Here is a 22,373-nt window from a genome sequence, read left to right on the forward strand (position 1 = left end):
ACCAAGCGGGACGAGGCGCCACCGTGAGCAAGTGCGACTTCAGCGGACAGGAGAGGACATATGGCTTATGAACATTGCATTCTCGACGTTGTGGTGCGACTTCGCGCCGGCCAGGCCGACGCCGAGAACAGCGGCCACGGACAGCAACGCTGCTGCCGCGATGAACTTGCGCATGCGCTCTCATTTCTCACGGGACATCAGGATTTCGGGACGACCCTCGCCGAGCGTCCATCAATGCGACCGTAGCTTCCGACTCGGCTTCGACTCGGTACCGACGCAGTGCTGCAGATTCGGCGCAGGCGTGCAGTATGTACCCTGAGACCCGTCCGGAACCAATCCTGCTGTTAACAGTTCCGGCACACCCCGGTCACTGAGCGATCAACTCACCATGGTGCCCCGCCCGCGCGCACGGTCGTTCCGGTCGCCCACCCAGCCGGCGCCGCAAACGTCCGGGCCCAGTTCGCATCCGCTTGAATACTCAGACATAGGTATGTATGGTTTCGTACCGTCTTCGAGCGGGAAGATGTGCCACAGTGCTCTTTCGTGACCTTTCGCCCAAATCGGCGCTTCTTGAGCGGATGTCGGCGGTGCGGACATGCGAGGTATGGAATGGAACCGCGGGGCAGCACGGGGGCGCGGCGACGACTGAACGAGATCCAGTCGCAGTTGCTCTCCGCCAGGCACGACGCAGGCCTTACCCAGTTGACCCTCAGTGCCCTCGTCGGCGTCGCGAGCCGGTCCCTGCGGGACTGGGAGAAGGGCCGCGACACACCCAGCCTCAGGCATTTGATCAACTGGGCCAATGCCCTGGAATTCCGCTTGGCCATCGTGGATCCGCTCACGAACACACCGCATTCGCCGGTCGCGTCGCAGGACGACGATCCCTTTGAGATTCACGAACTGCGACGATTAACAATGCCGCTGGAGAGCATCCGGAGACAGCGAGAGCTGTCGCAGGGCGACCTGGCGCTGCTGCTCGGAGTAAGCAGATCGTCTGTGCAGCGCTGGGAAGACGCGGAGAAGTTCCCCCGTCCGGCCACGCTGATCGCCTGGGCCGGCCGGCTGAAGTGTGCCGTCAGGCTGGACCACGTCGGATCAGCGGATTGACGTTGATTTCGCGCCAGTCTGCCTTCCCCCGCCCTTATTTTTTGGCGTGAAATAGCTCTGGAGCCCGATTACAGCAGGTGCAACCATGGATGCTGAGCAACGTCCTGCAGTGCGTGAGGGGAGCACCCATGCAGTACACCGTGCTCGGCCCCGTCGGCATCATCAGGAGCCAAGATTCTTTCCAGACCGCCGGCACCGCCAAGGAACAGGGAGTCCTGGCGATCTTGTTGATGGAGCGCGGGCATGCCGTGTCCGCGGAGACGCTCGCCGATCGTTTGTGGGATGAGCATCCGCCTCAGCAATTCCGTGCCACATTGCAAGCCCATATTTCTCGGCTGAGGAGGCGGTTGCGGGAGAGCGGGCAGGCGGCTGAGGTCATCGCCAACAATCAGGCCGGTTATCGCATCGATGTTCCCGCCGATCAGGTCGACGTGCATCATTTCGATCTGCTGGTATCGAAGGCTCGGGCGCATGCCGCGGTGGATCCGCTTTCGGCGCGCACGTTGCTGCGGCAGGCCGAGGGGTTGTGGAGGGGGGAGCCTCTTGCCGGCCTGGCCGGGAGTTGGGTGGAGACGATTCGGCGCGTCCTCAATGACAAGCTGCGCAGTGTGCTGCTCAAGCGGCTGGAGCTGGATCTGCAGACCGGTGGCAGTGCCGACGACGCCGTCGCGGAGCTGACCGGGCTGGCCGCCGGCAGCCGGATCGACCAGCGCGTCATCGAGATGCTCATGATCGCCCTGGACCGTGCCGGGCGCCCCGGCGACGCCCTGGCCCTCTACCAGGACGTCCAGACCCGGCTTCGCGAAGAGACCGGCACGTATCCACGTGCCGAACTGCGGATGCTGCACCAGCGTCTTCTCAACGGCTCCGCGCAGCACCAGCCGGCCGCCCCGTCCGCCCAGCCGGTCACGCCGCGGGCCGTCGACACCCTCGACCCCGATCCGCCTTACGTGGCCGGACGGGAAGAAGAACTTTCAAGCATTCTCACTGCCGTGACAGAGGATCTGCGTTCCGGGAATCGGGGAGCGATGGTCCTTATCGACGGATTGCCGGGCATCGGCAAGACAACGCTCGCCCTCCAGGCAGCCCACCGATTGCGCGCGCGATGTCCGGATGGCGCTTTGCAACTCAACCTGCATTCGCACGACCCCCATATGCCGCCGCTGGATCCGCGGCAGGCGTTGACCCAACTGCTCGACGCGCTCGGCACGCCCTACCGCGACCTGGCGCGTGCCGACACCGTGCCGGCCCTGGGCGCGCTCTGGCGTAAGCGCACCAACGGCAAACGCCTGCTGATCCTGCTCGACGACGTCCTGAACACCGCACAGATCGAGCTGCTGCTGCCTGCGACCACGGGCACCGTCATGGTCATCACCTCGCGCCGCCGCCTGACCATGACGCCCGGCAACCGCCAGCACACCTTGGGCCCGCTGCCCGATTCCGCCGCCACCGCGCTGCTGGCGCACATCACCGACAGGACCCTGCCGGACGACGAGGACCTCGTCCGGTTCACCCGCTGCTGCGGCGGCCTGGCCCTGGCGATCACAGTGGCCGCGGGCCATCTGCGCAGCCGGCCGGTCTGGACGGTCGGGGATCTGGTCTCCCGCCTGTCCACGACCTCCCAGTCGCTCGCCGACGACCCCCTGACCAGCCCGATCCACACCGCGTTCGCGATGTCCTACCAGACACTGAACAGCACGCTGCGCGACCTGCTCCGCTACATCGCGGCCCACCCCGGTCCCGATATCGGCTTGCCGGCGGCGGCCGCGATGTCCGGCGTGACGCTCACCGACACCGACGTCAGGCTGGACGCGCTGGTGGATCACCGCCTTCTGAATCTCGCCAGCGCGCACCGCTACCGCCTGCACAACCTGCTCCGCCAGTACATCCTGGCCCAGGCCGATGAGCAACAGAACCTTGACAACCATCAGGGAGTCGGGCGCGCCATAACGTTCTACGCGTCCGCCGCCGCGCGTGCCGATCACGCCTTGCACCCACGTCGGCGGGAGCTGGCGTACCCGGCGCCTTCGGCCCAGGTCGAGGGCGTCCGCCTGGACACCGCCGAGCAGGCGCGCACCTGGCTCGACGCCGAGCACCTCAATCTGTCCGCGGTCACCACCTGGTCGGTGCAGCTCGGCCGTGGAAGACAGGTCGGGCTGCTCCCCCACGTCCTCGTTCAGCACCTGGACCGGCGCGGCCGCTGGCCTCAGGCGCTTGAGCACGTCAACGAACTGCTCGGTGCGACTGATCCCCGCTCCCCCGGCGACGGCGACGGCGACAAGCCGGACACCGTCACAGCATGCCTGCTCACGGACCAGGCCGGACTTCTCGTCCGCGCCAACGAGGTCGACAAAGCGTTGGAAGCCGCTGACGCAGCGCTCGCCATATGGGAAGCCGGCGACGACCGCTACGGACAAGCAGACGCACACATCCAGATCGGACGCGCCCACGACGCCTTCGAGCGCCACAATGAAGCCGTCCAAGCCTTCAGCACGGCGGCCGCCCTCTACGAGAGCCTCGGCGACCAGGGCCGGGTGGCGGTGGCCGAAGACCAGTGGGCCGTCTCGGCGTTTCAGCAAGGCCACCGGGACGAAGCCTTCGCCCTCAGCCGCCACGCGCTGGAGATCGCCAGACAGGACAACAACCTGGCGAGCATCTGCGACATCCTCACCAATTTGGGAGAGATGCACCGCAGAGCGGACCAGAATGACGAGGCTCTCGTCTGCTTCCACGAAGCCAGCACTCTGTCGACGACGCTCGGCGACCCGCTCAACAGCGCCGTCCTCGGCCACAACATCGGCGCCATCTACGAAAACGCCGGAGACCACCGCCGAGCCCTGGCATCGACGCGCGCCGCGCTGGTGCAGTTCCGGGAACTCGGCTCGTCTCGCGGAGAGATCGATTGCCTCCTTCTGCTGGCCACCGCGCACACCAACCTCGCGGAGCATGACGCGGCGCGCCAAGAGATCCAACGCGCTGTCGATCTCGCCGAGCAGACCCACGATCAGCGGCGGCTGTCGCAGATCCACCTCGCGCGGGGAGCAGCGCATACGGCTGCAGGGGATTCCCAGGGAGCTATCGACGCCTACGAGTCGGCCCTCCGCATCGCCGAACAGATCGGCGCTGCACCCGAGGTGAGCCAGGCACGAGCCGCTCTGGCCCGTTGGAAGCAGTGAAGCAAGGCGCTGACAAAAATTGTTGACCCAAAGGTGAACCCTTTTATAGATCGACAGCGTCGTAGGGTTCGTGAGAACCATGAGAAGCCATGTCCAGCCGGGCCTGTGGGCCGCGGGCTGTGCCGTCGCGCTGGCGGTGACCTGTGTCGCCGCCGCGCCGGCCAACGCACAGGCACCCAGCGCGGCATCGGGAGACGGAACGTTGCAGGGCGCGTTCGCGGCGGCCGCGCACGAATCCGGGGTGCCGCTGAACGTCCTTGAGGCGCTCGCATATCAGGAGTCTGCTTGGAACGACCACGGTGGTGCGCCGTCCACCTCCGGCGGTTACGGGATCATGCAGCTCACCGACGTCTCGGCCTCGACGCTGGACGGGCTCGACCCGGACAGCGCCAAGGCGGCGGCGATCGAGGCTGATCCGACGCTGGCCACCGCGCAGAGCGCGGCGAAGCTGATCGGGAAGGACAAGAGCGCCGTCGAGCGGGACGACGCGACGAACATCCGCGCCGGTGCCGCGCTGCTGGCGTCCGACGCGAAGAAGCTCGGCGGCGGGAAGCTCCCGGCCTCCGCCGGGGGCTGGTACGCGGCCGTCGCCAAGTACAGCGGTGCCGCCGACGCCGCGACGGCGAAGCAGTTCGCCGACCGGGTGTTCACCACCGTGCGGACCGGCATGGCCACCCCCGCCCTGACGCTCGCGGGCGACCCGTCCGTCGCGGCGGACGCCAGCTCTCTCAGCGCTCTGCATCTGAGCGCACAGGCGGTGACCAAGGCGGCGACGACCTCGCCGAACGGCACGCCGCTGCCGGAGTGCCCCGCCGACCTCAACTGCGACTACAACCCGGCGGCGCTGGCGCTGAACAACCCCGCGGACCTGTCGAGCTACGGCAACTACGACCCGGCGAACCGGCCGGCGCAGTCGGCGATCCGCTACATCACGATCCACGACACCGAGGACACCTACGCCGGGGCGATCTCGACGTTCCAGAACCCCGCGGTCTACGCCTCGGCGCACTACATCGTCCGTTCCTCGGACGGCCATGTGACGCAGGCCGTGCCGACCCAGGACATCGCCTGGGACTCCGGCAACTGGTCGATCTACCAGCACGCGGTCTCGATCGAGCACGAGGGCTGGGCGATCCACGGCGCCTCCTGGTACACCGAGGCGCAGTACGAGACCACCGCGGAACTGGTGCGCTATCTGGCTGCCCGGTTCAACATCCCGCTGGACCGGCAGCACATCTTCGGCCACGACGAGGTGCCCGGCTCCAAGGACGCGAACCAGACCAGCCAGCACTGGGACCCGGGTCCGTACTGGGACTGGTCGCACTTCATGGACCTGGTCGGGGCGCCGATCGTGCCCTCCTTCAGCCCCTCGAAGCTGGCGGACCCCAGCTTCGACCCGCTGGGCTCCGTGGTGGTCGTGAAGCCCGACTTCCAGGGCAACCTGCAGGTGGTCTCCGGCTGCACCACGGCCAACGACCCGACGCCGGGCGCGGTCCCGGGCCAGTGCGGCGAGCAGCCGTCGCAGCCCACGAACTTCGTCTGGCTGCGCACCGCCGCGGACCCGAACGCGCCGCTGCTGTCCGAGCCGTACCTGCACGCCGACGGCTCTGCGGGCACCGACGCCGCCGACGACTGGGGCGACAAGGCGGTGACCGGTGAGAAGTTCGTGGTCGCGGACCGCAAGATCACCTCGGACGGTCTGTGGACGGCGATCTGGTACGGCGGCCGCGAGGCCTGGTTCGAGAGCCCGTGGTCGAACTTCTCGGCCCTGCCCTCCTCCGCGACGGTCGTCACCCCCAAGCCCGGTGTGACCTCCATCCCGGTCTACGCGACGGCGGCCCCGGAGGCGTCGGCCTACCCGGCGCCGATCGCGGCGGTCGACCTGCGCACACCGAAGCTGCTGACCCTGTACTCGATCCCGGCCGGCCAGTCGTACGTGGCCGCCGGACCCGCCGTGAACGGCGAGTACTGGTACGCGCGCAACATCGACGGCTCCGCGCCGGACGACCGCACGGACGTGGTCGGGACCACGATGTTCTACCTGATCCAGTACAACCACCGGATGGCGTGGGTCAACGCGGCCGACGTGACCGTATCGCAGTCCTGATTCAATATCGCGGTCCTGATTCGCTGAACCGCAGGTGGCGGCCGTCGTATCGCTCGTGACACGGGCGATGCGACGGCCTTGGTGCCACAATGGTCTGTCATGGACTCGATAGACGCGGCCGAGTTGGCCCTGAGCCTGCCCGAGGTCGACCCCGACCGTCCGAGCCCGGCGCGCATCTACGACTTCTGGCTCGGCGGCTCGCAGAACTTCGAAGCGGACCGCGAGGCCGGCCGCCGGGCCGCCGCGGCGATGCCCTCGCTGCCGGCCTCCGCCCAGGCCAACCGGCTGTTCCTGCGGCACCTGGTCGAGAACCTGGCCGCCGAGCGCGGGATCACGCAGTTCCTGGACCTCGGCTCCGGCGTCCCCACGGTCGGCAACGTGCACGAGGTCGCGCAGGCGGCCGACCCGGACGCGACGGTCGTCTACATCGACCTGGACCCGGTGGCCATCGCGCACGCGCGGGCTTTACTGGCCGACAACGCGACCGCCCACGCGGCGCTGGCCGATCTGCGCGAGCCGGCGGCCGTCCTGGAGCACCCGCTGGTCCGCGACGCCATCGACTGGAGCGAGCCGGTCGCCGTGCTGCTGTTCTCGGTGCTGCACTTCATCCCGGACTCCGGCCGTCCCGGGGACCTCATCCGCGCCTTTCTGGGCCCGTGTGTCCCGGGCAGCTACCTGGCGCTCTCGCACGGCGCACCCGACGTCGACGCGCCCGAGGCGCAGAAGGCCGCGGTCCGCGAGTACGCCTCGCGCACCGGTGTGCCGGTCACGCCGCGCACCGCCGGGCAGATCACGCCGTGGCTCGCGGACTTGGAGATCCAGCCGCCGGGCGTGGAGGACATCCGGGTGTGGGTGCCCGCGCTGAACGAGAGCCACCAGATGATCGCACCGTTCGTCGGGGCACTGGCCCGCAAGCCCGCCTGACCACAGCGGGCCCGCCCGAGATGTGTATCAGCACCTAGAGTGGCGTCGTGAATCAGGGAATGCCGACCATCGCGCTCAGCTACACCACCCCCTTCTTCGGGGCCGACCCGGACCGCCTGGTCACCGTGGCCCGCCAAGCCGAGGAGTCCGGCTTCGAGGCCATGTACGTGCCCGAACACGTGGCCGTCTACCCGGGAGCCGCGATCGGCGGCTGGCAGATTCCGACGGACATCCCGTTTCCGGACCCGCTGGACATCCTGACCTTCGTCGCCGCGAACACCGAGCGGCTGCTGCTGGGCACCGGGGTCCTGCTGCTGCCGTACCACCATCCCGTCACCCTGGCGAAGCGCCTGGCCACCATCGACGTCCTGTCGCGCGGCCGCATGCGTCTGCTCGGCATCGGCGTCGGCGCCCTGCCCGGCGAGGCGGCGGCGGTCGGCGTCGACTACACGACCCGCGGCCGGCGCACCGACGAGGCGATCGACGTGATGCGCGCGCTGTGGGCGCCGGACCCGGACGGCGCGACCTTCCACGGCGAGTTCTTCACCCTGGACAACATCCACAGCTACCCGAAGCCGCTGGCGGAATCCAGCCTGCCGATCCACATCGGCGGATCGAGCGAGGCCGCGGCCCGGCGCGCGGGACGGCGCGGCGACGGCTGGCTGCCTGGCGGCTCGCTCACCGCCGAGGGGCGCAAGGCGCTGTGGGAACTGGTGAAGTCGACGGCGGAGCAGGCGGGGCGCGACCCGGGCGCGATCGACTACACGCGGATGGGATCGCTGGAGATGACGCCGGAGGAGGCCGAACAGCTCGGGACGCAGGGAGTCACGCGCATTGTGGTCGGTGCGCCGGCCGGGGAGCCGGACGAGCAGTGTGCCCAGTTGGTGGAGTTCGCTGAGCGGTTCGGCCTGGGGAAGGGCTGAGGCGCGGCGGATTCACCAACCCGCCGCAGCCTGCGCTCGCTGCACTACCCCGCGCAGATCCGCTCGACGAACTCACCCAACTGCCGCTCGCTCAGGTGCGCCGCCAGGTCCGCCTCGCTGATCATGCCGACCAGACGCTTGTTCTCCACGACCGGCATGCGCCGGATGCGGCGGCTCTCCATCTCGTGCAGCACCTCTCCCACGTCGGCCCCGGCGTCGACCCAGCGGGGCGTGCCCTCGCAGAGGTCGGCGCAGCGGACGTGCGAGGGGTCGTGGCCGAGGGCTACGCACTTCACCACGATGTCGCGGTCGGTGATGATCCCGCACAGGCGCTCGTTCTGATCGCTGACCGGCAGGGCGCCGACATCGAGCTCGCGCATCAGCTCGGCGGCGCGGTCCAGGGTCTCCTCGCGGTAGATCCACTGGGCGCCGGGATGCATGATGTCCTTGGCAGTGGCCATGATCGCCTCCGTGGGCTCGGCCCCGTTGTGACTGCCCCTTCTATCGTGGTCACCAGATGCAGGGATGCGCCACCGGAGCCGCGATCACGCGGCCGCGAGCAACCGCCGCACGAAGTCGTTGCGGAACTTCCCTTCGGGGTCATAGCGGTCCACCAGCTCCCGGAAGTCGCCGGCCCGCTCGTACCCGGCCATCGCAGCCGCCGGGCCGCCCGAGAACACCTTCCCCCAATGCGGACGCGCCCCCAGCGGCATCAAGGCCCGCTCGACCGCCGCCAGCGCCGGTTGCACGGCGGCCCGGTCGGCGATCCACGTGAAGTGGACCGCCACGCTGTCCCGCCGGTAGGCCGGGCTGAGCCACAGCTCGTCGGCGGCGACGGTCCGGATCTCGGAGATCTGCACCACCGGGGCGACGAGCGGCCCGAGTTCGCGCACCGCGTCGAGCGCCTCGGCGGCCCGCGACCGGGGGACGAAGAACTCTGATTGGAGCTCTGCGCCGCTGCTCGGTGTGAACTCGGGACGGAAATGCGGCAGCCGCTCATGCCAGGGTCCCGGGACGCCCAGCTGCTCGGTGCAGTTCTCGGCGGACATGCCGGGGATCGGGTGCGCGGCACGCGTCGCGAGACGGCCGCCCAGCCAGCCGTCCTCGGGCCGGGGAGTCTCCAACGCCTCCCCGACCACCTTCGTCTTCACCCAGACCGACGCCTCGCCCCGCCACTCCGTGAAGGCGCTGACGCTGTATCCGGCGGAGAAGACCTCCTCGAACCGGGCGATGAGCTCGGGTACCGCAATGCCCTCATACACAGACTGTGCGACGTCGAACGTGGGCACCACGTCCACCGTCATCCGCGTGACCACTCCCAGTGCTCCGAGCCCGACCACGGCACCGTCGAAGTCCGCCGAATCCCCCCGACTCAGCTCGACGACATCGCCATCCGGCCCCACCAGCTGCATGCCGCTCACGAGAGACGCAAGCCCCTGATTCCCGTCCCCGGAGCCGTGCGTGCCGGTGGCGCACGCCCCGGCCAGCGAGATGTGCGGGAGCGAGGGCAGCGCCGCCAGGGCGAACCCCGCGGCGTGCAGTCGCGCCGCGAGATCCGCCAGCCGCAGGCCGGCCGAGACGGTCGCCGTGCCCGCGTCCGGGTCCACCCGCGCCTCGGCCGGCAGCGCGTCGAGCACGACGAGGTCGCCATCAGTGTCGGTGTCGGCGAGCCGGTTGAACGAGTGCCCGGTCCCGAGCACCCGCACCGACCGCGCCCCGGCCACGATCCGCCGCACCTCGTCGAGCGAGGCCGGATAGTGGCTCCGGGCGGGGCTGAAGACGACGTTCCCAGCCCAGTTGCGGATCTGTGTGCTCATCGGTCGGGATCTCCCAGTGTTCTCGGTAACATCGCCGACCATCGAGTCACGCCGCGGACCCGGATGTCAACGCCAGGACAGGTCCGGTGCTCCGGCCGGCTGACGCCCGGCGGCGGGAGCGGATCCGTCGGTGCCGGCGAGGCCGCCGGTGCCTCCGAGGCCGCCAAGCCCGCCAAGGCCGTCGGCCAAGCGCTCCAGCGTGACGTTCGCCGCCGCGAGGTCCTGCACGCCCAACCCGATCAGCTTGCAGACGGTGATCTGCTCATCGGCGGAACGGCCGGACGTCAGTCCGGCGACGAGCTCGCCGAGTTCGATCGGCTCGGCCTTCGGTCGCACCCCTGCGCGGTGCGCATAGGCGAGATCGCCATACAGAGCGGTCAGTTCACGGCTGTCCACGACCACCAGATCGGCCCGGGCCACAACCGCCGGAGCGAGCTCCACCTTGCCCGCGTCGTCCGCGCCCATGGAGGTCACATGCGTTCCCGGCGCCAGCCAGTCGGCCTCGACCAACGGCTGGGTGGCAGCTGTCGCCGTGATCAGGACGTCAACGCCGACAACGGCATCGCGCGCCGTTGGTACGACCAGGACGTCGACTCCGTCCAACCGCCGCCGAAGTGCCGCAGCCACGCGTCGGGCCGCCTCGGCGTTTCGCCCCCAGATCCGCACGGAGGCCACAGGACGCTCGGCAGCCGCGGCGAGAACCTGGAGGTACGCCTGCACCCCGGTACCCAGTACTCCCACGGTACTGCTGTCCTCCCGGGCCAACAGCCGCGTGGCCAACGCGCCGGCCGCCGCGGTCCGTACGTCGGAGAGGTGGTGACCGTCGCGGAGCAACGCCACCGGCTCGCCGGTCCGCGCGTCGAAGGCCATGATCACCCCGCTCGCGCCGTGGCCGGCGAACCAGCTGCCGACCTTGACGACGAACACCGGCGAGCCGGGCAGCCATGCGGACTTGACGTGCACGTCGCCCTCGGGGCCGGCGGGGGCGAACACCGAAACTGGGGACTCCCCCAGTTTCCGGCTGTAGTCGGCGAACGCGCGCGCGACCGGTTCGATCAGGTCCTCGAAGCCGATCGCGGCGCGGATCGCGTCGGGCTCGAACGAGACCATTCCGGCCACCGACGCGGCGCTCATGCCGGGATCCGATCGAGCGTGCCCCGGCCGACGAACGCGACGTCGGCGCCCACCTCGACCGAGGAGACATCGGTGCCGCCGCCATGGGCCCGGATGGTGATGGTGCTCGGACGGCCCAGGAAGCGTCCCTGGTGGAGGGTCGCGGTCTCGCCGTCGCCGAGCCGGTCATGGCGGCGCAGGTATGCGGCCACGCAGCCGGCCGCGCTTCCGGTGGCGACGTCTTCGACGAGGCCGTCGTTGTTCCAGTGCCGGCCTTCCATGGCCGCCGTGTCCAGCAGGTACGCGAACTGCGCTCCGAGGGCTTCGAGGCGCTTTTCCAGGTCTGGCACGACGATCCGGGCCCGGTCGAGCGCACCGGTGCGGACGGGCAGGATCAGGTAGCGCAGGCCGGTGGACACCACCTGCGGCGGGAGTCCGGGTTCGAGATCGTCCGCGTCGAGGCCGAACCATGCAGCCGCGTCGTCGGGAACTGCGGCCCGCGCGTCGAACTCCGCAGGGCCCTGATCCAGGACGGCCGCGAAGTGGCCAGGGCCGCGACGCCGCGTGGTGAGCTGCACGGTGCGCGCCGGGAGGGTGATGGTCCAGGTCTCGGGGGATTCGCCGCCGTGCAGCTCGTGCAGGACGCAGGCCGCGCCGAGCACCGGATGCCCGGCGAAGTCCAGTTCCTCGAAGAGATCGAAGACCCGGGCGTCCCGACGGCGGGCATCGTCCCCGGCCGGCGCCAGGAAGATCGATTCGAAGTGCCGCAGCTCGCGGGTGATCCGGGCCATCTGGTCCCCGGTGAGCCCGGACGCGTCCGCGAACACGGCGAGGCTGTTGCCCGAGTAGGGCTGCGACGTGAAGACATCGACGTGGAAGTACTGCATGATCGCGACGCTACGCGGCTGTCGGACTCAAAGGAACTGGCAAATTTCGACCCCCTCATATAAGAATCGCTTATGGTTCAGGACTTGGAGACCGGCCGCGCGGTGGACGACGCGGCGCTGCTTCCAGTCCTGCCGGATGTCGTGCTCGGGCTGGTCCGGCACTCGCGGACGGCCGGCGATCCCTTGATCGACGCGGTGGAAGCGGTGCTTCGGGGCGTCGTGTGACCTCGGGACGCCGAAGAGCTCTGTCACCGAAGTGAAATCAGAGCCCTGTGGCAACTCTTCCACGGCGTTACGCGGCCGTCCCCAAGTGCGTCCCGTAGAACTCGGCGAGCTTGGCGACCGCCGGCGTGACGTACTCGTCCTTGTCGTACAGGTCGACGTGTGAGGCGCCATCGATCCAGTGCAGTTCCTTCGGGCCGCCGGCGCTCTGGAAGGCCTGGACGCTCATCCAGGACGTCACCGCCTGGCGGCCGGCGATCAGCAGCAGCGGGCGCGGGGCGATCAGGGCGACCGTGGCCAGGCCGTCGAAGGTCGCGATGCGGTCGACGCTGGACCAGGTCAGGGCCTTGGCGGAGCGGTCGTGGGCGCCGCGCGGGGTGCAGTAGTACTCCCAGCCCTCGAAGGAGTGCGGGCCTCCGAGGTTCGCTTCCTCGGCCGTGTTCGGGAACAGGGTGAAGGTCTGGTCGCCGGCGCCGCTCGCCTCGGCGGTGCGGGCCGCCGCGGCGGCGTCGAGCATGCCCTGGAACACCGCCGGGTCCTGGGTGCCGTCGGGGCCGACCTTGAACTGCCGGGCGATGTCGACCGCACTGACCGTGGCGACCGCGCGGATGCGGTGGTCGCTGGCGGCGGCGACCAGGCTGTAGCCGCCGGAGGCGCAGATGCCCAGGGCGCCGATCCGGCCGGGGTCCACCGCCGCGTGCGTGCTCAGGAACGACACGGCGGACTTCAGGTCCTCGACGCGCTGGCCCGGGTCCTCCAGGCCGCGCGGTTCGCCCTGGCTCTCGCCCTGGTAGGCGGCGTCGAAGGCGAGGGCGACGAAGCCGGCCTCGGCCAGGCGGCGGGCGTATAGACCGGCGGCCTGCTCCTTCACCCCGGTGCCGGGGTGGCCGACGACCACGGCGGGCGCCGGGGCCGCGCCGGCACCGTCGGCGCCGAGGCCTTCCGGCAGGTACAGGTGGCCGGCGATCTTCAGGCCGTTGCTGGTGAACGTGACATCGGTCCTCATGGGTACCGAACTCCCATCGTGGGTGCGGACGGGGCGCCCATCGGTGCCCCGGCGGCTTCGGTGTCCGTCGGCCGCAGGAACAACTCTGGCCGGGCGCAATGCCCGCAACCAGGGACGGTCTCGCCTATGCAAACCAGTACCAGGCACGGTACCCGGAAGCCATGGAGACTGGGGACATGGCCTCCTCCGCGCACCACGCCCACGGCGACACCGGACTCGGCGAACTCGGCGACTTCCTGCGCTCCCGCCGCGCCGCCGTGGACCCGGTCGCCGCCGGGATGCCCGACGACGGGCGCCTGCGCCGCGTGCCGGGGCTGCGCCGTGAGGAGCTGGCGATGCTGGCGCACGTCAGCGTGGACTACATCGTGCGGCTGGAGCAGGGCCGCACGAACCGTGTCTCGCGCACGGTGCTCGACGCCCTCGCCGACGCCCTCCAACTGAAGCCCGACGAGCGCGCGTACCTGTTCACGGTCGCCGACGTCACTCAGAGCGCGCCGACGCGCCGTCCGAGCCAGTCCGCGGCGGCCCCGCGGTTGCAACGGCTGCTGGACCTCATGACCGACGTCCCGGCGATCGTGGTCAACCACCGCATGGACGTGCTGGCCTGGAACCGCGGCGGCGCCGGGCTGCTGGCCGACTTCGGCGCGCTGCCGCCGGCGCGCCGGAACATGATCTGGCTGACCTTCCTCGACGAGTCTTTCCGCACGCTCTACGCCGACTGGCCGCGCGCCGGCAAGAACTGCGTGGCGACGCTGCGTATGGAGGCCGGCAGCCGCCCCGACGATCGCGCGCTGAACGCGCTGGTCGGGGAGTTGAGCGTGCGGGACCACGATTTCCGCACGTGGTGGGCCACGCATCAGGTGCGCGGGCCGGGCCAGCTGGTCAAGACCTACAACCACCCGATCGCCGGGGCCATGGACCTGGATGTGCAGCAGTTCTCCGTGGACACGAACCCCGATCAGAAGCTGATCGTGTTCACCGCGGAGCCGGACACCGAGTCGGAGAAGGCGCTGCAGTTCCTCTTGCAGTGGTCTGATACGCACGTAAGCGCGGGGCGTGAGCACGGGGGCGTGAGCACGGGGGCCTGACCGCGCAGCGGTGTCAGTGCTCTTGCACTGTCCCGCTGGACGCCCGGACCACCAGCTCCGGGGCGAAGCGCTCGACGCGCTCCTCGCGCTCGGCCTGATCCGCGTGCAGCAGCGCGATGGCACGGTCGGCCATCTCGTCGAGCGGGTGCCGGATCGAGGTGAGCGGCGGGTCGAGCACCTCCAAGATGGCGGTATCGTCGAACGCTGTCACGGCCACCTCCGCGGGCACCGCGACGCCGGCCCGGTTCAACGTCGTCACCAGGCCGATCGCCAGCACGTCGGCGGCGCAGACCACGGCGTCCACATCGCCGCGCATCTTCAGCACGCGGCGTCCGGCCTTGCGGCCGGCGTCGGTGGTGATCGAGGGCAGCACGATGGTGCGGCCGGACGCGCCGAGCCGGTCGGCGAACGCGGCCGAGCGCTCGGCGCCCGATGACGAGCTCTGCTCGGCGGCGACCAGCGCGATCTTCTCCCGGCCCAGGCCCCGCAGGTGGTCGATCAGCATGCTGATGGCCGCGTGGTTGTCCATGGCGACCGCGACCGTCCCGGCACCCTCGGCCCAGCGGTCGAACTGCACGATCGGCCGCACCGGCGCCGCGGCCCGGATGGCGGCGCCGGAGGCCGCGGTGGTCACCGGCACCACGATCAGTCCGTCGACCTTGCCGTTGACCAGGGTGTCGATCTCGCGGGCCTCGATGTCCGGGGAGTTGGCGGCGTCGGAGACCACCAGCACGCCGCCGTCGGCCCGCACCCGGCGCGACAGCGCCTCGATGAGCTGCACGAAGTAGGGGTTCGCCAGCGAGGGCACGACCACGCCGAGGGTCCCGGTGGTCCCGGTGCGCAGCGCCCGCGCCGACTGGTTGGTGCGGTATCCCAGCTCCCGGGCCGCGCGCTCGACGCGCTCGACGAGGTCGGGGGCCACGTTGCGCGGCGTCCCGGCGATGACCCGGGAGGCGGTCGCGCGGGAGACGCCCGCGCGTTGGGCGACGTCGACCAGACGAGCCGTCACCGGGACGTCCTTTCCCTCACCGAAGTTCCGCGTCGATGGTACTTGACGGTGTGGTGAACATCATGCAGGGTATGGGAAATCGATCTCCCGGGAGGTGAAGATGGCGTCGATCACAGTGGTCGGCTCCGTGAACCGCGATGTGGTCCTGCAGGTGCGGGGCCTGCCGCGGCCCGGGGAGACCGTGCACGCGGTCGGTTCGCGTGAGGGCCTGGGCGGCAAGGGCGCGAACCAAGCGGTGGCCGCGGCGCGGCTCGGCGGCGGGACGCACGCGGTCCGGCTGGTGGCCAAGGTCGGCGGCGACGCGCAGGACATCCTGGCCTCGCTCGAGAAGGACGGCGTCGACACCGGCTGGGTCGCCACCGCCGACCGGACCCGCACCGGCATGGCGCTGATCACCGTGGACGAGCCCGGCGAGAACACGATCGTGCTGGACGGCGGCGCCAACCAGGAGCTGACCGTCGCCGACCTCCCGCTGGAGCTCGGAACGAGCGGCGATGTGCTGATGGCGCAAGGGGAGATCCCGCCGGAGGTGACCGGCGCGGCCGTCGCGCGGGCCGCGGCGCGCGGCGCGACCGTGATCCTCAACCCGGCGCCGGCGTACGCGTTCGGCGACGACGTCCTCAAGCGCGTGGACGTGCTCGTCCCGAACCTCGGCGAGCTGTGCGCGCTGCTCGGCGTGCCGGTCCCGGCCACGCGCGGCGGGGTCGAGGAACTGCTGGCGGCCCGCACGCTGCCGGTCGGCGCCCTCGTCGTGACGCTGGGCGCGGACGGCGCGATCGTGCTGGACTCGGAGGGGATGCTCCACGTCCCGGCTCCGCGCGTCACCGCCGTCGACACCGTCGGCGCCGGGGACACGTTCTGCGGCGCCCTGGCCGACTCGCTGGCGCGGGGACGGCCCCTGCGCATCGCCGCCGAACGCGCCGTCCTGGCCGCGGCCCTGTCCGTCACCGGCGTGGGAGCGCAGAGCGCGATGCCCACCGCCGAAGAGGTTGACCAATTCGCACAGCAGCAGGAGAACACCCGATGAAGACCCTCAAGCTCGGACTTTTCGAGAACGCCCAGACCAACTCCGGCGGCACGGCCACCTGGCGGCACGAGGACAGCGAGCGGCACCTGTTCGACACGCTCGACTACTGGAAGCGCGTCGCGGCGCTGTGCGAGGACGCGAAGTTCGACTTCCTGTTCCTGGCCGACGCCTGGGGCTGGTCGGAGGTGCGCGGCAGCCGGCCGGCGATCGCCACCGAGGAGAGCCTGGACCTGCCGCGCCTGGACCCGGCGATCGTCGCGGCGGCACTGCTGTCCGCCACCTCCGAGCTCGGGCTGGTCATCACCGGGTCGGTGCTGGTGGAGCCGCCGTATTCGTTCGCGCGCCGGATGGCCACCCTGGACCAGCTCTCGCAGGGACGGCTGGGCTGGAACATCGTGACCACCGGAACCGCTGACACCGCTGTGAAGGCGTTCGGTATGGACATGGTCGCGCACGACGAGCGCTATGCGATGGCCGAGGAGTTTCTGGAGGTCGTCTACAAGTACTGGGAAGGAGCGTGGGAGCCGGACGCCCTGGAGAAGGACAAGCACGGCCGGTTCGCCGACCCCGAGCGCGTCCACCTGATCAAGCACGCCGGCAAGTACTTCCGCTCCGAGGGCTACGGCAACACCGCCTACTCCCCGCAGGGCACGCCGGTTCTGTTCCAGGCCGGCGCCTCACCGGCGGGCCGCCGCGTGGCCGGCCGGCACGGCGAGTGCGTCTTCATCGGGAGCGGCTCGGCCGAGCAGCTGGGCAAGCACACCTCGGCCATCCGGGCCGAGGCGGTGAACGCCGGCCGGAAGGCCGACGACGTGAAGATCATGTCGGCGCTGGCGTGCGTGGTCGGGGCCACCACCTCCGACGCCGAGCGGCGCTACCAGCGCATCCTGGACGCGCAGCGGCCGGAGGTCACCGTCGCGAGCTACGCGATGTTCACCGGGATCGACCTGTCCTCCTACTCGCACGACACCCCGATGGCGGAGCTGAGCACCGAGATCTCCCAGACCCAGCTCGCCCGCTTCGCCGACAAGACGGTCGGCGACGTCCTGCGGGACTGGCACAAGCACGGCGTCGGCGCCAAGCCGATCGTCGGCAGCGCCGAGGAGATCGCCGACCAGATCTGCGCGCTGGCCGACGGCGCGGACCTGGACGGGTTCCTGCTGTCGCCGGCGGTGCAGCTGGCCTCGACCACCGACTTCATCGAGTCGGTGCTGCCGATCCTGCGGCAGCGCGGAGTCGTCGCCACGGAGTACCGCGACGGGGAGTCGCTACGGGAGCGGCTCACCGGGTCGTCTCAGGCGACGCTGCCGGGGAACCACCCCGCCGCCTCGCACCGGCACCACCGGCACGCGGATCAGTGAGCTGACATGAGGGAGCGCGACGCCGCGGCGGGATGGCTGGGCACAGTGGTCGGCACCGTGGTGCACGGGGCCGGGCGTGGACGACAGCTGGGATTCCCGACCGCGAACGTCGCCCCCGACCCCCTGGAATCCATGCCGGAGGCGGCGATCTACGCGGGCCTGATGGCGCGGTTGAGCACCGGCTCACTGCATCCCGTGACGGTGAGCGTCGGGACCAATCCGACGTTCTGCGACGGGACGGAAGTCCACATCGAGGTCTATTGCCACGACCTCCGCACACACCTGTATGGCGAACGCGTGGTGGTCTGGCTCGCCGCCCGCATCCGCGACACGGTCCGCTTTCCGACGGCCGAGGCCCTGGTGGCCGCTGCCGCCGAGGACGTCGAACGGACCGTGGCCACGCTTACCGAGGAACACCGGGCACGCGCAGCAAAGGAAATCAGCGCGTGGTCGTAGCAAGGAACGCAATGGCCGAGTCTTCAGCCACAAGCCGGCCGCACATCGAACGGGGACCTTTCCTACCCACGGAACACTGGAGATTCGTATGCACGCGTTCGATTGGCTCAACCACCAATTCAGCTTCTTCGGGCTCCCCGTCTACTGGTCGGACTTCATCGGCAACATCTTCGCCCTGCTCACGGTGGTCCTGGCGCTGAAGCGGCTGGTCATCTCCTGGCCGGTGCAGATCCTCGGCTCGATCTGCCTGCTGGTGGCGAGCCTGAACGTGCACCTCACCGGGAACGCCGGACGGCAGATCATCATCATCGTCGCGGCGACGTGGGGCTGGGCCACCTGGCGGCGGAACAAGGCGAACGAGGGCACGGTCGTGGTGAGCTGGGCCTCCTGGCCGGCCCGGCTGGCGCTGGGCGCGGCGATGGTGGTCGGGACCGGCGTGCTGGGCGCGTTCCTGAAGGCGATGAACTGGTCGTTCTACCCCGGCGCCCCGTGGTGGATGGTGCTGTGCGACGCGTGGATCTTCACCGGGACCGTCATCGCGATGTACTCGCAGGCCCGGCGCTACGTCGAGTTCTGGTTCGCGTGGCTGGCCGTCGACCTGGTCGGCGTGCCCCTGGCGGTGCACTCGCACCTGTACTTCTCCGGGATCGTCTACGGCATCTTCTTCTTCATGGTGCTGGCCGGGATCCGGGACTGGGCCGCGCGCAGCCAGAACGAGGCGACCCCGCCCACAAGCCCGCGGCCCGAGCCCGAGCCCGAAGGAGCCCTCCATGCCTGAGGAGCACATCGGCTTCATCGACGACGCCGACGACATCCGGCAGGTCTTCGGGGACATCCCGTCGACGGTGGCGGCGATCGGAGCGGTGGTCGACGGACGCCCGGTCACCATGGTCGTGTCCTCCTTCACGGTCGGCGTCTCGCACGAACCGCCGCTGGTGTCCGTCGCCATCCAGCGCACCTCCTCGACCTGGCCGGTCCTGGCCCGCGCGGCGCACCTGGGGGTGTCGGTCCTCGGCGAGAGCCACGCGTCCAAGACCCGGCAGCTCGCCTCGCGCAACAGCGCGGGGCGCCTGGCGGACATCGCCTGGCACCACAACGAGAACGGCGCGATCTTCCTGGAGGGCTCGCCGATCTGGCTGGAGTGCTTCGCGGTGCACGACTACCCGGCCGGCGACCACTCGATCATCGTGCTGCGCGTGGAGCGGGTCCACCAGGAGGCCCGCAACCGGGCCCTGGTCTGGACCCGCGATCGCGCGACCTGCTGAGCCGGGCGGATCTGGCGAAGGACAGTTCACGCCCACAGATCTGTTCGCTACTCTCCACCGAAGAGGGCGCCACGACTAGTCTCGCCATCGACGGTCGTGCACACCGGTGAACCGGGGAGAGGAACGCGCTCGGGGATGACAGGGCTCGGGGGGCTGCCAGCAGGGCGGGACGCACAGGCGGGGGATGTCGCTCCGTGATCGCCGCACTCATCCTGGGTTCCTACGCACTCCTGCTGGCCCTGCTCGGCCCCCGGCTGCTGACCCGGGCCTGGCCGACCGAGCGCCTGCCGCGCCTGACCGTGGTGATGCTCCAGGTGGTCAGCTGCTCGTTCCTGACCGCGGCCGCCACCGCGGGGCTGGCGCTGGGCCTGACCCTGATCGACACGCTGTCCCGGGTGGACCCGCAGATCGACCGGTGCGCCGACCAGCTGCCGATCAACGACGACTCGCCGGTGGGCCCCTTCCTGGGGTGGTTCGGGCTGATCGCGGCGACCGCGCTGCTGCTGCGGATCGGGTTCTGCATGGCGGCCACGTTCCTGTCCGCGTGGCGGACCCGGCGCAAGCACATCGAGGTCCTGCGGATCCTGGCCCGCCGCGACGAGGAACTCGGCGTGCTGGTCCTGGACCACGACGAGCCCGGCTGCTACTGCCTGCCCGGCCGGCCCGGCACGATCGTGATCACCAGCAGCGCCCTGAGCCGCCTGTCGCCGTCCCAGCTCGGCGCGGTGCTGGCGCACGAACGCGCGCACCTGACCGGCCGGCACCACTTCGCCGTCGCCTTCGCCCACGCGATCCACCGCACCGCGCCCCGGATCCGGCTGCTGGCGCTGGTCGAGCAGGAGACCCGGCACCTGGTGGAGTTCATCGCCGACGACGCCGCCGTCCGGCGCAGCGGGACCGCGGCCCTGGTCTCGGCGCTGGCCGTACTCGGCGCCGGAGGCGGCCCGGGCTCCGCGCCCGGGTTCGCGCTCGGTATCGGGATCGACCGGCGCCCGGCGGCGTCCTCGCGCGTAACGCGCCTGGTGCACCGCAAAGTCGGACGGCGCGGACTGGCTCTGGGCGCGATCGGCTCGGCACTGCTGATCATCGTGCCGCTACTGCTCGCCGCGCTGTCGGTGGCGACCGTGATCCACGGATGCCCGCCGGACAAGGACGGCGACGCGAGGGCCCTGCCGCTGTCGATCACCGCGCCCTCCTGGGCCGAATCCCCTACATTCGCGCCATTTCCGACACGGGCGTTTGTCGATTCTTCAGCCGGGTAATCGGTCGCGTTCGATATAAGCCAAATGCACCGCTACTAACTCTGATAGGGCAAGACAGAGGGCTTATTCACCTCACCGGATCCTTGCCCTGACGTGCAAAGATGCCACCCCACCACGGCTTTTCCAGGGTTCTGCAAGGGTTTTCCCCATACAGGCTTTACAGAAACTTTGCCGCTGTCGCCCTTTATCGCCCCCGCTACTGTCCGCGATAGTACTAACACTGATCAAGGTATTGCGAGCCGTGATCCGGCTCAGCGCCGTCCTTGATCCGTACCGCCACCTCTCGTCCCACGACAAGGAGCAAGAGTGTTCCAGCTCACACGGAAGAAGCGGGGGCGCGCGACGCCGCGTGCCGCCGCCGCCCTCCTGGGCGTCGCCGGTCTGATAACCATGGGCGCCGCGGTCGCCCAGGCGGCTCCGTCGTCCTCGTCCGCAGCCGCCGGCCCGACCTCGGTCCACAGCTGCAGCCAGGCCGTGAAGCCCGGTTACGCCACGTGTTTCGCATTGAAGCGCACTGACAAGAAGGCCCACGCGATGGCGGCCAACGGCCTGCCCTCCGGCTTCGGCCCCGCCGACCTGGACAGCGCCTACTCGCTGCCGGCCAACGGCGGCTCGGGCCAGACGGTCGCGATCGTGGACGCCCAGGACGACCCGAACGCCGAGTCGGACCTGGCGACCTACCGCTCCACCTACGGCCTGCCGGAGTGCAGCACCGCCAACGGCTGCTTCTCCAAGATCGCCCAGGACGGCAGCACCAACTACCCGAGCGCCGACAGCGGCTGGGCCGGCGAGATCTCGCTGGACCTGGACATGGTCTCGGCGACCTGCCCGGGCTGCCACATCCTGCTGGTCGAGGCCAACTCGGCGAGCATGTCCGACCTGGGCACCGCGGTGAACGAGGCCGTGAGCCAGGGCGCGCTGTACGTCTCCAACAGCTACGGCGGCAACGAGGACGGCACCGAGGCCCAGTCGGACTCGAGCTACTTCAACCACCCGGGCGTGGCCATCACGGCGTCCTCCGGCGACGGCGCCTACTCCGCCGGCACCGAGTACCCGGCCTCCTCCCCGTACGTCACCGCGGTCGGCGGCACCTCGCTGACCAAGGACTCCAGCAGCCGCGGCTGGAGCGAATCGGTGTGGGAGACCAGCAGCAGCGAGGGCACCGGCTCGGGCTGCTCCCAGGACGAGACCAAGCCCACCTGGCAGACCGACACCGGCTGCACCAACCGCATGGTCGCGGACGTCGCCGCGGTCGCCGACCCGGCCACCGGCGTCGCGGTCTACCAGACCTACGGCGGCAACGGCTGGGCCGTCTACGGCGGCACCTCGGCGGCCTCGCCGATCATCGCCTCGGTCTACGCCCTGGCCGGCACCCCCGGCAGCAACGACGTCCCGGCGTCGTACCCCTACGCCCACACCTCGAACCTGAACGACGTGACCAGCGGCAGCAACGGGACCTGCTCCCCGAGCTACTTCTGCACCGCCGGCCAGGGCTACGACGGCCCGACGGGCCTGGGCACCCCCAACGGTCTCGCCGCTTTCACCGCGGGCGGCTGAGGGCGTGCCGGTCGACAGCCGGCACAGCCCAGCCACCGCGTGAGATGGTGAGGCACTGAACAGGCG

General features: G+C 70.1%; 21 protein-coding genes. 14 read left to right on the forward strand and 7 right to left on the reverse strand.

The window, feature by feature from the left end:
* Nucleotides 1-39: 39 nt before the first annotated feature.
* Nucleotides 40-174 carry a hypothetical protein gene (locus ABH926_RS28840; RefSeq protein ID WP_370368965.1) on the reverse strand — a complete coding sequence of 45 codons (135 nt, stop codon included), beginning with the start codon at nt 172-174 and terminating at the stop codon, nt 40-42.
* A gap of 435 nt (nt 175-609) precedes the next feature.
* Here ABH926_RS28840 and ABH926_RS28845 point away from each other — a divergent pair, with 435 nt between their 5' ends.
* The 5 genes from ABH926_RS28845 (at nt 610) to ABH926_RS28865 (ending at nt 8,237) form a co-directional block, all read left to right on the forward strand.
* Complete coding sequence (locus ABH926_RS28845; RefSeq protein WP_370368966.1) at nt 610-1,107, forward strand: helix-turn-helix domain-containing protein; 498 nt, start codon at nt 610-612, stop codon at nt 1,105-1,107.
* Nucleotides 1,108-1,235: 128 nt separating this feature from the next.
* Entirely contained in the window at nt 1,236-4,283 is a 3,048-nt protein-coding gene (locus tag ABH926_RS28850; RefSeq protein WP_370368967.1) for a BTAD domain-containing putative transcriptional regulator, read from the forward strand.
* A gap of 79 nt (nt 4,284-4,362) precedes the next feature.
* Complete coding sequence (locus tag ABH926_RS28855; RefSeq protein WP_370368968.1) at nt 4,363-6,390, forward strand: N-acetylmuramoyl-L-alanine amidase; 2,028 nt, start codon at nt 4,363-4,365, stop codon at nt 6,388-6,390.
* Between the two features lie 99 nt (nt 6,391-6,489).
* The gene (locus tag ABH926_RS28860; RefSeq protein ID WP_370368969.1) at nt 6,490-7,314 is read left to right on the forward strand and encodes an SAM-dependent methyltransferase; all 825 of its coding nucleotides are present in this window, start codon (nt 6,490-6,492) and stop codon (nt 7,312-7,314) included.
* Between the two features lie 59 nt (nt 7,315-7,373).
* Nucleotides 7,374-8,237 (forward strand): TIGR03619 family F420-dependent LLM class oxidoreductase, encoded by an 864-nt coding sequence (locus ABH926_RS28865; RefSeq protein ID WP_370369019.1) that lies wholly within the window; start codon nt 7,374-7,376, stop codon nt 8,235-8,237.
* Between the two features lie 44 nt (nt 8,238-8,281).
* Here the strand turns inward: ABH926_RS28865 and ABH926_RS28870 are convergent, their stop codons facing one another.
* The 4 genes from ABH926_RS28870 to ABH926_RS28885 all read right to left on the reverse strand — a co-directional run bounded on the left by ABH926_RS28870 (nt 8,282) and on the right by ABH926_RS28885 (nt 12,054).
* Nucleotides 8,282-8,698: a CBS domain-containing protein gene (locus ABH926_RS28870; protein ID WP_370368970.1), complete on the reverse strand. Its 417-nt coding sequence runs from the start codon at nt 8,696-8,698 to the stop codon at nt 8,282-8,284.
* 84 nt (nt 8,699-8,782) lie between these two features.
* A complete protein-coding gene (locus ABH926_RS28875) occupies nt 8,783-10,054 on the reverse strand; it encodes an FAD-binding protein (RefSeq protein ID WP_370368971.1) in 1,272 nt (423 codons plus the stop codon).
* A 66-nt stretch (nt 10,055-10,120) separates the two neighbouring features.
* Nucleotides 10,121-11,188: an ornithine cyclodeaminase family protein gene (locus ABH926_RS28880; RefSeq protein WP_370368973.1), complete on the reverse strand. Its 1,068-nt coding sequence runs from the start codon at nt 11,186-11,188 to the stop codon at nt 10,121-10,123.
* Nucleotides 11,185-12,054, reverse strand: a complete 870-nt coding sequence (locus tag ABH926_RS28885; protein WP_370368974.1) for a PhzF family phenazine biosynthesis protein — start codon at nt 12,052-12,054, stop codon at nt 11,185-11,187. The genes ABH926_RS28880 and ABH926_RS28885 overlap by 4 nt, the downstream gene beginning before the upstream one ends.
* 72 nt (nt 12,055-12,126) lie before the next feature.
* Between ABH926_RS28885 and ABH926_RS28890 the strand changes: the two genes are divergently transcribed.
* Nucleotides 12,127-12,279, forward strand: coding sequence for a hypothetical protein (locus tag ABH926_RS28890; protein WP_370368975.1), 153 nt, complete (start codon nt 12,127-12,129; stop codon nt 12,277-12,279).
* A 67-nt stretch (nt 12,280-12,346) separates the two neighbouring features.
* On the opposite strand, the gene ABH926_RS28895 is transcribed toward ABH926_RS28890, so the two are convergent.
* Nucleotides 12,347-13,282 carry an alpha/beta hydrolase gene (locus ABH926_RS28895; protein WP_370368976.1) on the reverse strand — a complete coding sequence of 312 codons (936 nt, stop codon included), beginning with the start codon at nt 13,280-13,282 and terminating at the stop codon, nt 12,347-12,349.
* A 161-nt stretch (nt 13,283-13,443) separates the two neighbouring features.
* Between ABH926_RS28895 and ABH926_RS28900 the strand changes: the two genes are divergently transcribed.
* Nucleotides 13,444-14,370, forward strand: a complete 927-nt coding sequence (locus ABH926_RS28900) for a helix-turn-helix transcriptional regulator (protein WP_370368977.1) — start codon at nt 13,444-13,446, stop codon at nt 14,368-14,370.
* Nucleotides 14,371-14,383: 13 nt separating this feature from the next.
* Here ABH926_RS28900 and ABH926_RS28905 read toward each other — a convergent pair whose 3' ends face one another.
* Nucleotides 14,384-15,379, reverse strand: coding sequence for a LacI family DNA-binding transcriptional regulator (locus tag ABH926_RS28905; RefSeq protein WP_370368978.1), 996 nt, complete (start codon nt 15,377-15,379; stop codon nt 14,384-14,386).
* A 100-nt stretch (nt 15,380-15,479) separates the two neighbouring features.
* Here ABH926_RS28905 and ABH926_RS28910 point away from each other — a divergent pair, with 100 nt between their 5' ends.
* From ABH926_RS28910 to ABH926_RS28940, 7 genes are all read left to right on the forward strand, one after another.
* Complete coding sequence (locus tag ABH926_RS28910) at nt 15,480-16,406, forward strand: ribokinase (protein WP_370368979.1); 927 nt, start codon at nt 15,480-15,482, stop codon at nt 16,404-16,406.
* Nucleotides 16,403-17,767, forward strand: a complete 1,365-nt coding sequence (locus ABH926_RS28915; protein ID WP_370368980.1) for an NtaA/DmoA family FMN-dependent monooxygenase — start codon at nt 16,403-16,405, stop codon at nt 17,765-17,767. The genes ABH926_RS28910 and ABH926_RS28915 overlap by 4 nt, the downstream gene beginning before the upstream one ends.
* Nucleotides 17,768-17,773: 6 nt before the next feature.
* Entirely contained in the window at nt 17,774-18,223 is a 450-nt protein-coding gene (locus tag ABH926_RS28920) for a riboflavin kinase (protein ID WP_370368981.1), read from the forward strand.
* An 88-nt stretch (nt 18,224-18,311) separates the two neighbouring features.
* Nucleotides 18,312-19,001 (forward strand): nicotinamide riboside transporter PnuC, encoded by a 690-nt coding sequence (locus tag ABH926_RS28925; RefSeq protein ID WP_370368983.1) that lies wholly within the window; start codon nt 18,312-18,314, stop codon nt 18,999-19,001.
* Nucleotides 18,994-19,488, forward strand: a complete 495-nt coding sequence (locus ABH926_RS28930; protein ID WP_370368984.1) for a flavin reductase family protein — start codon at nt 18,994-18,996, stop codon at nt 19,486-19,488. Before ABH926_RS28925 ends, ABH926_RS28930 begins: the two co-directional genes overlap by 8 nt.
* Nucleotides 19,489-19,682: 194 nt before the next feature.
* Nucleotides 19,683-20,750, forward strand: a complete 1,068-nt coding sequence (locus ABH926_RS28935) for a M56 family metallopeptidase (protein WP_370368985.1) — start codon at nt 19,683-19,685, stop codon at nt 20,748-20,750.
* A 306-nt stretch (nt 20,751-21,056) separates the two neighbouring features.
* Complete coding sequence (locus ABH926_RS28940; RefSeq protein WP_370368986.1) at nt 21,057-22,307, forward strand: peptidase S8; 1,251 nt, start codon at nt 21,057-21,059, stop codon at nt 22,305-22,307.
* Nucleotides 22,308-22,373: the final 66 nt, after the last annotated feature.

This window comes from Catenulispora sp. GP43 (assembly GCF_041260665.1).
Classification (GTDB): Bacteria; Actinomycetota; Actinomycetes; order Streptomycetales; family Catenulisporaceae; genus Catenulispora.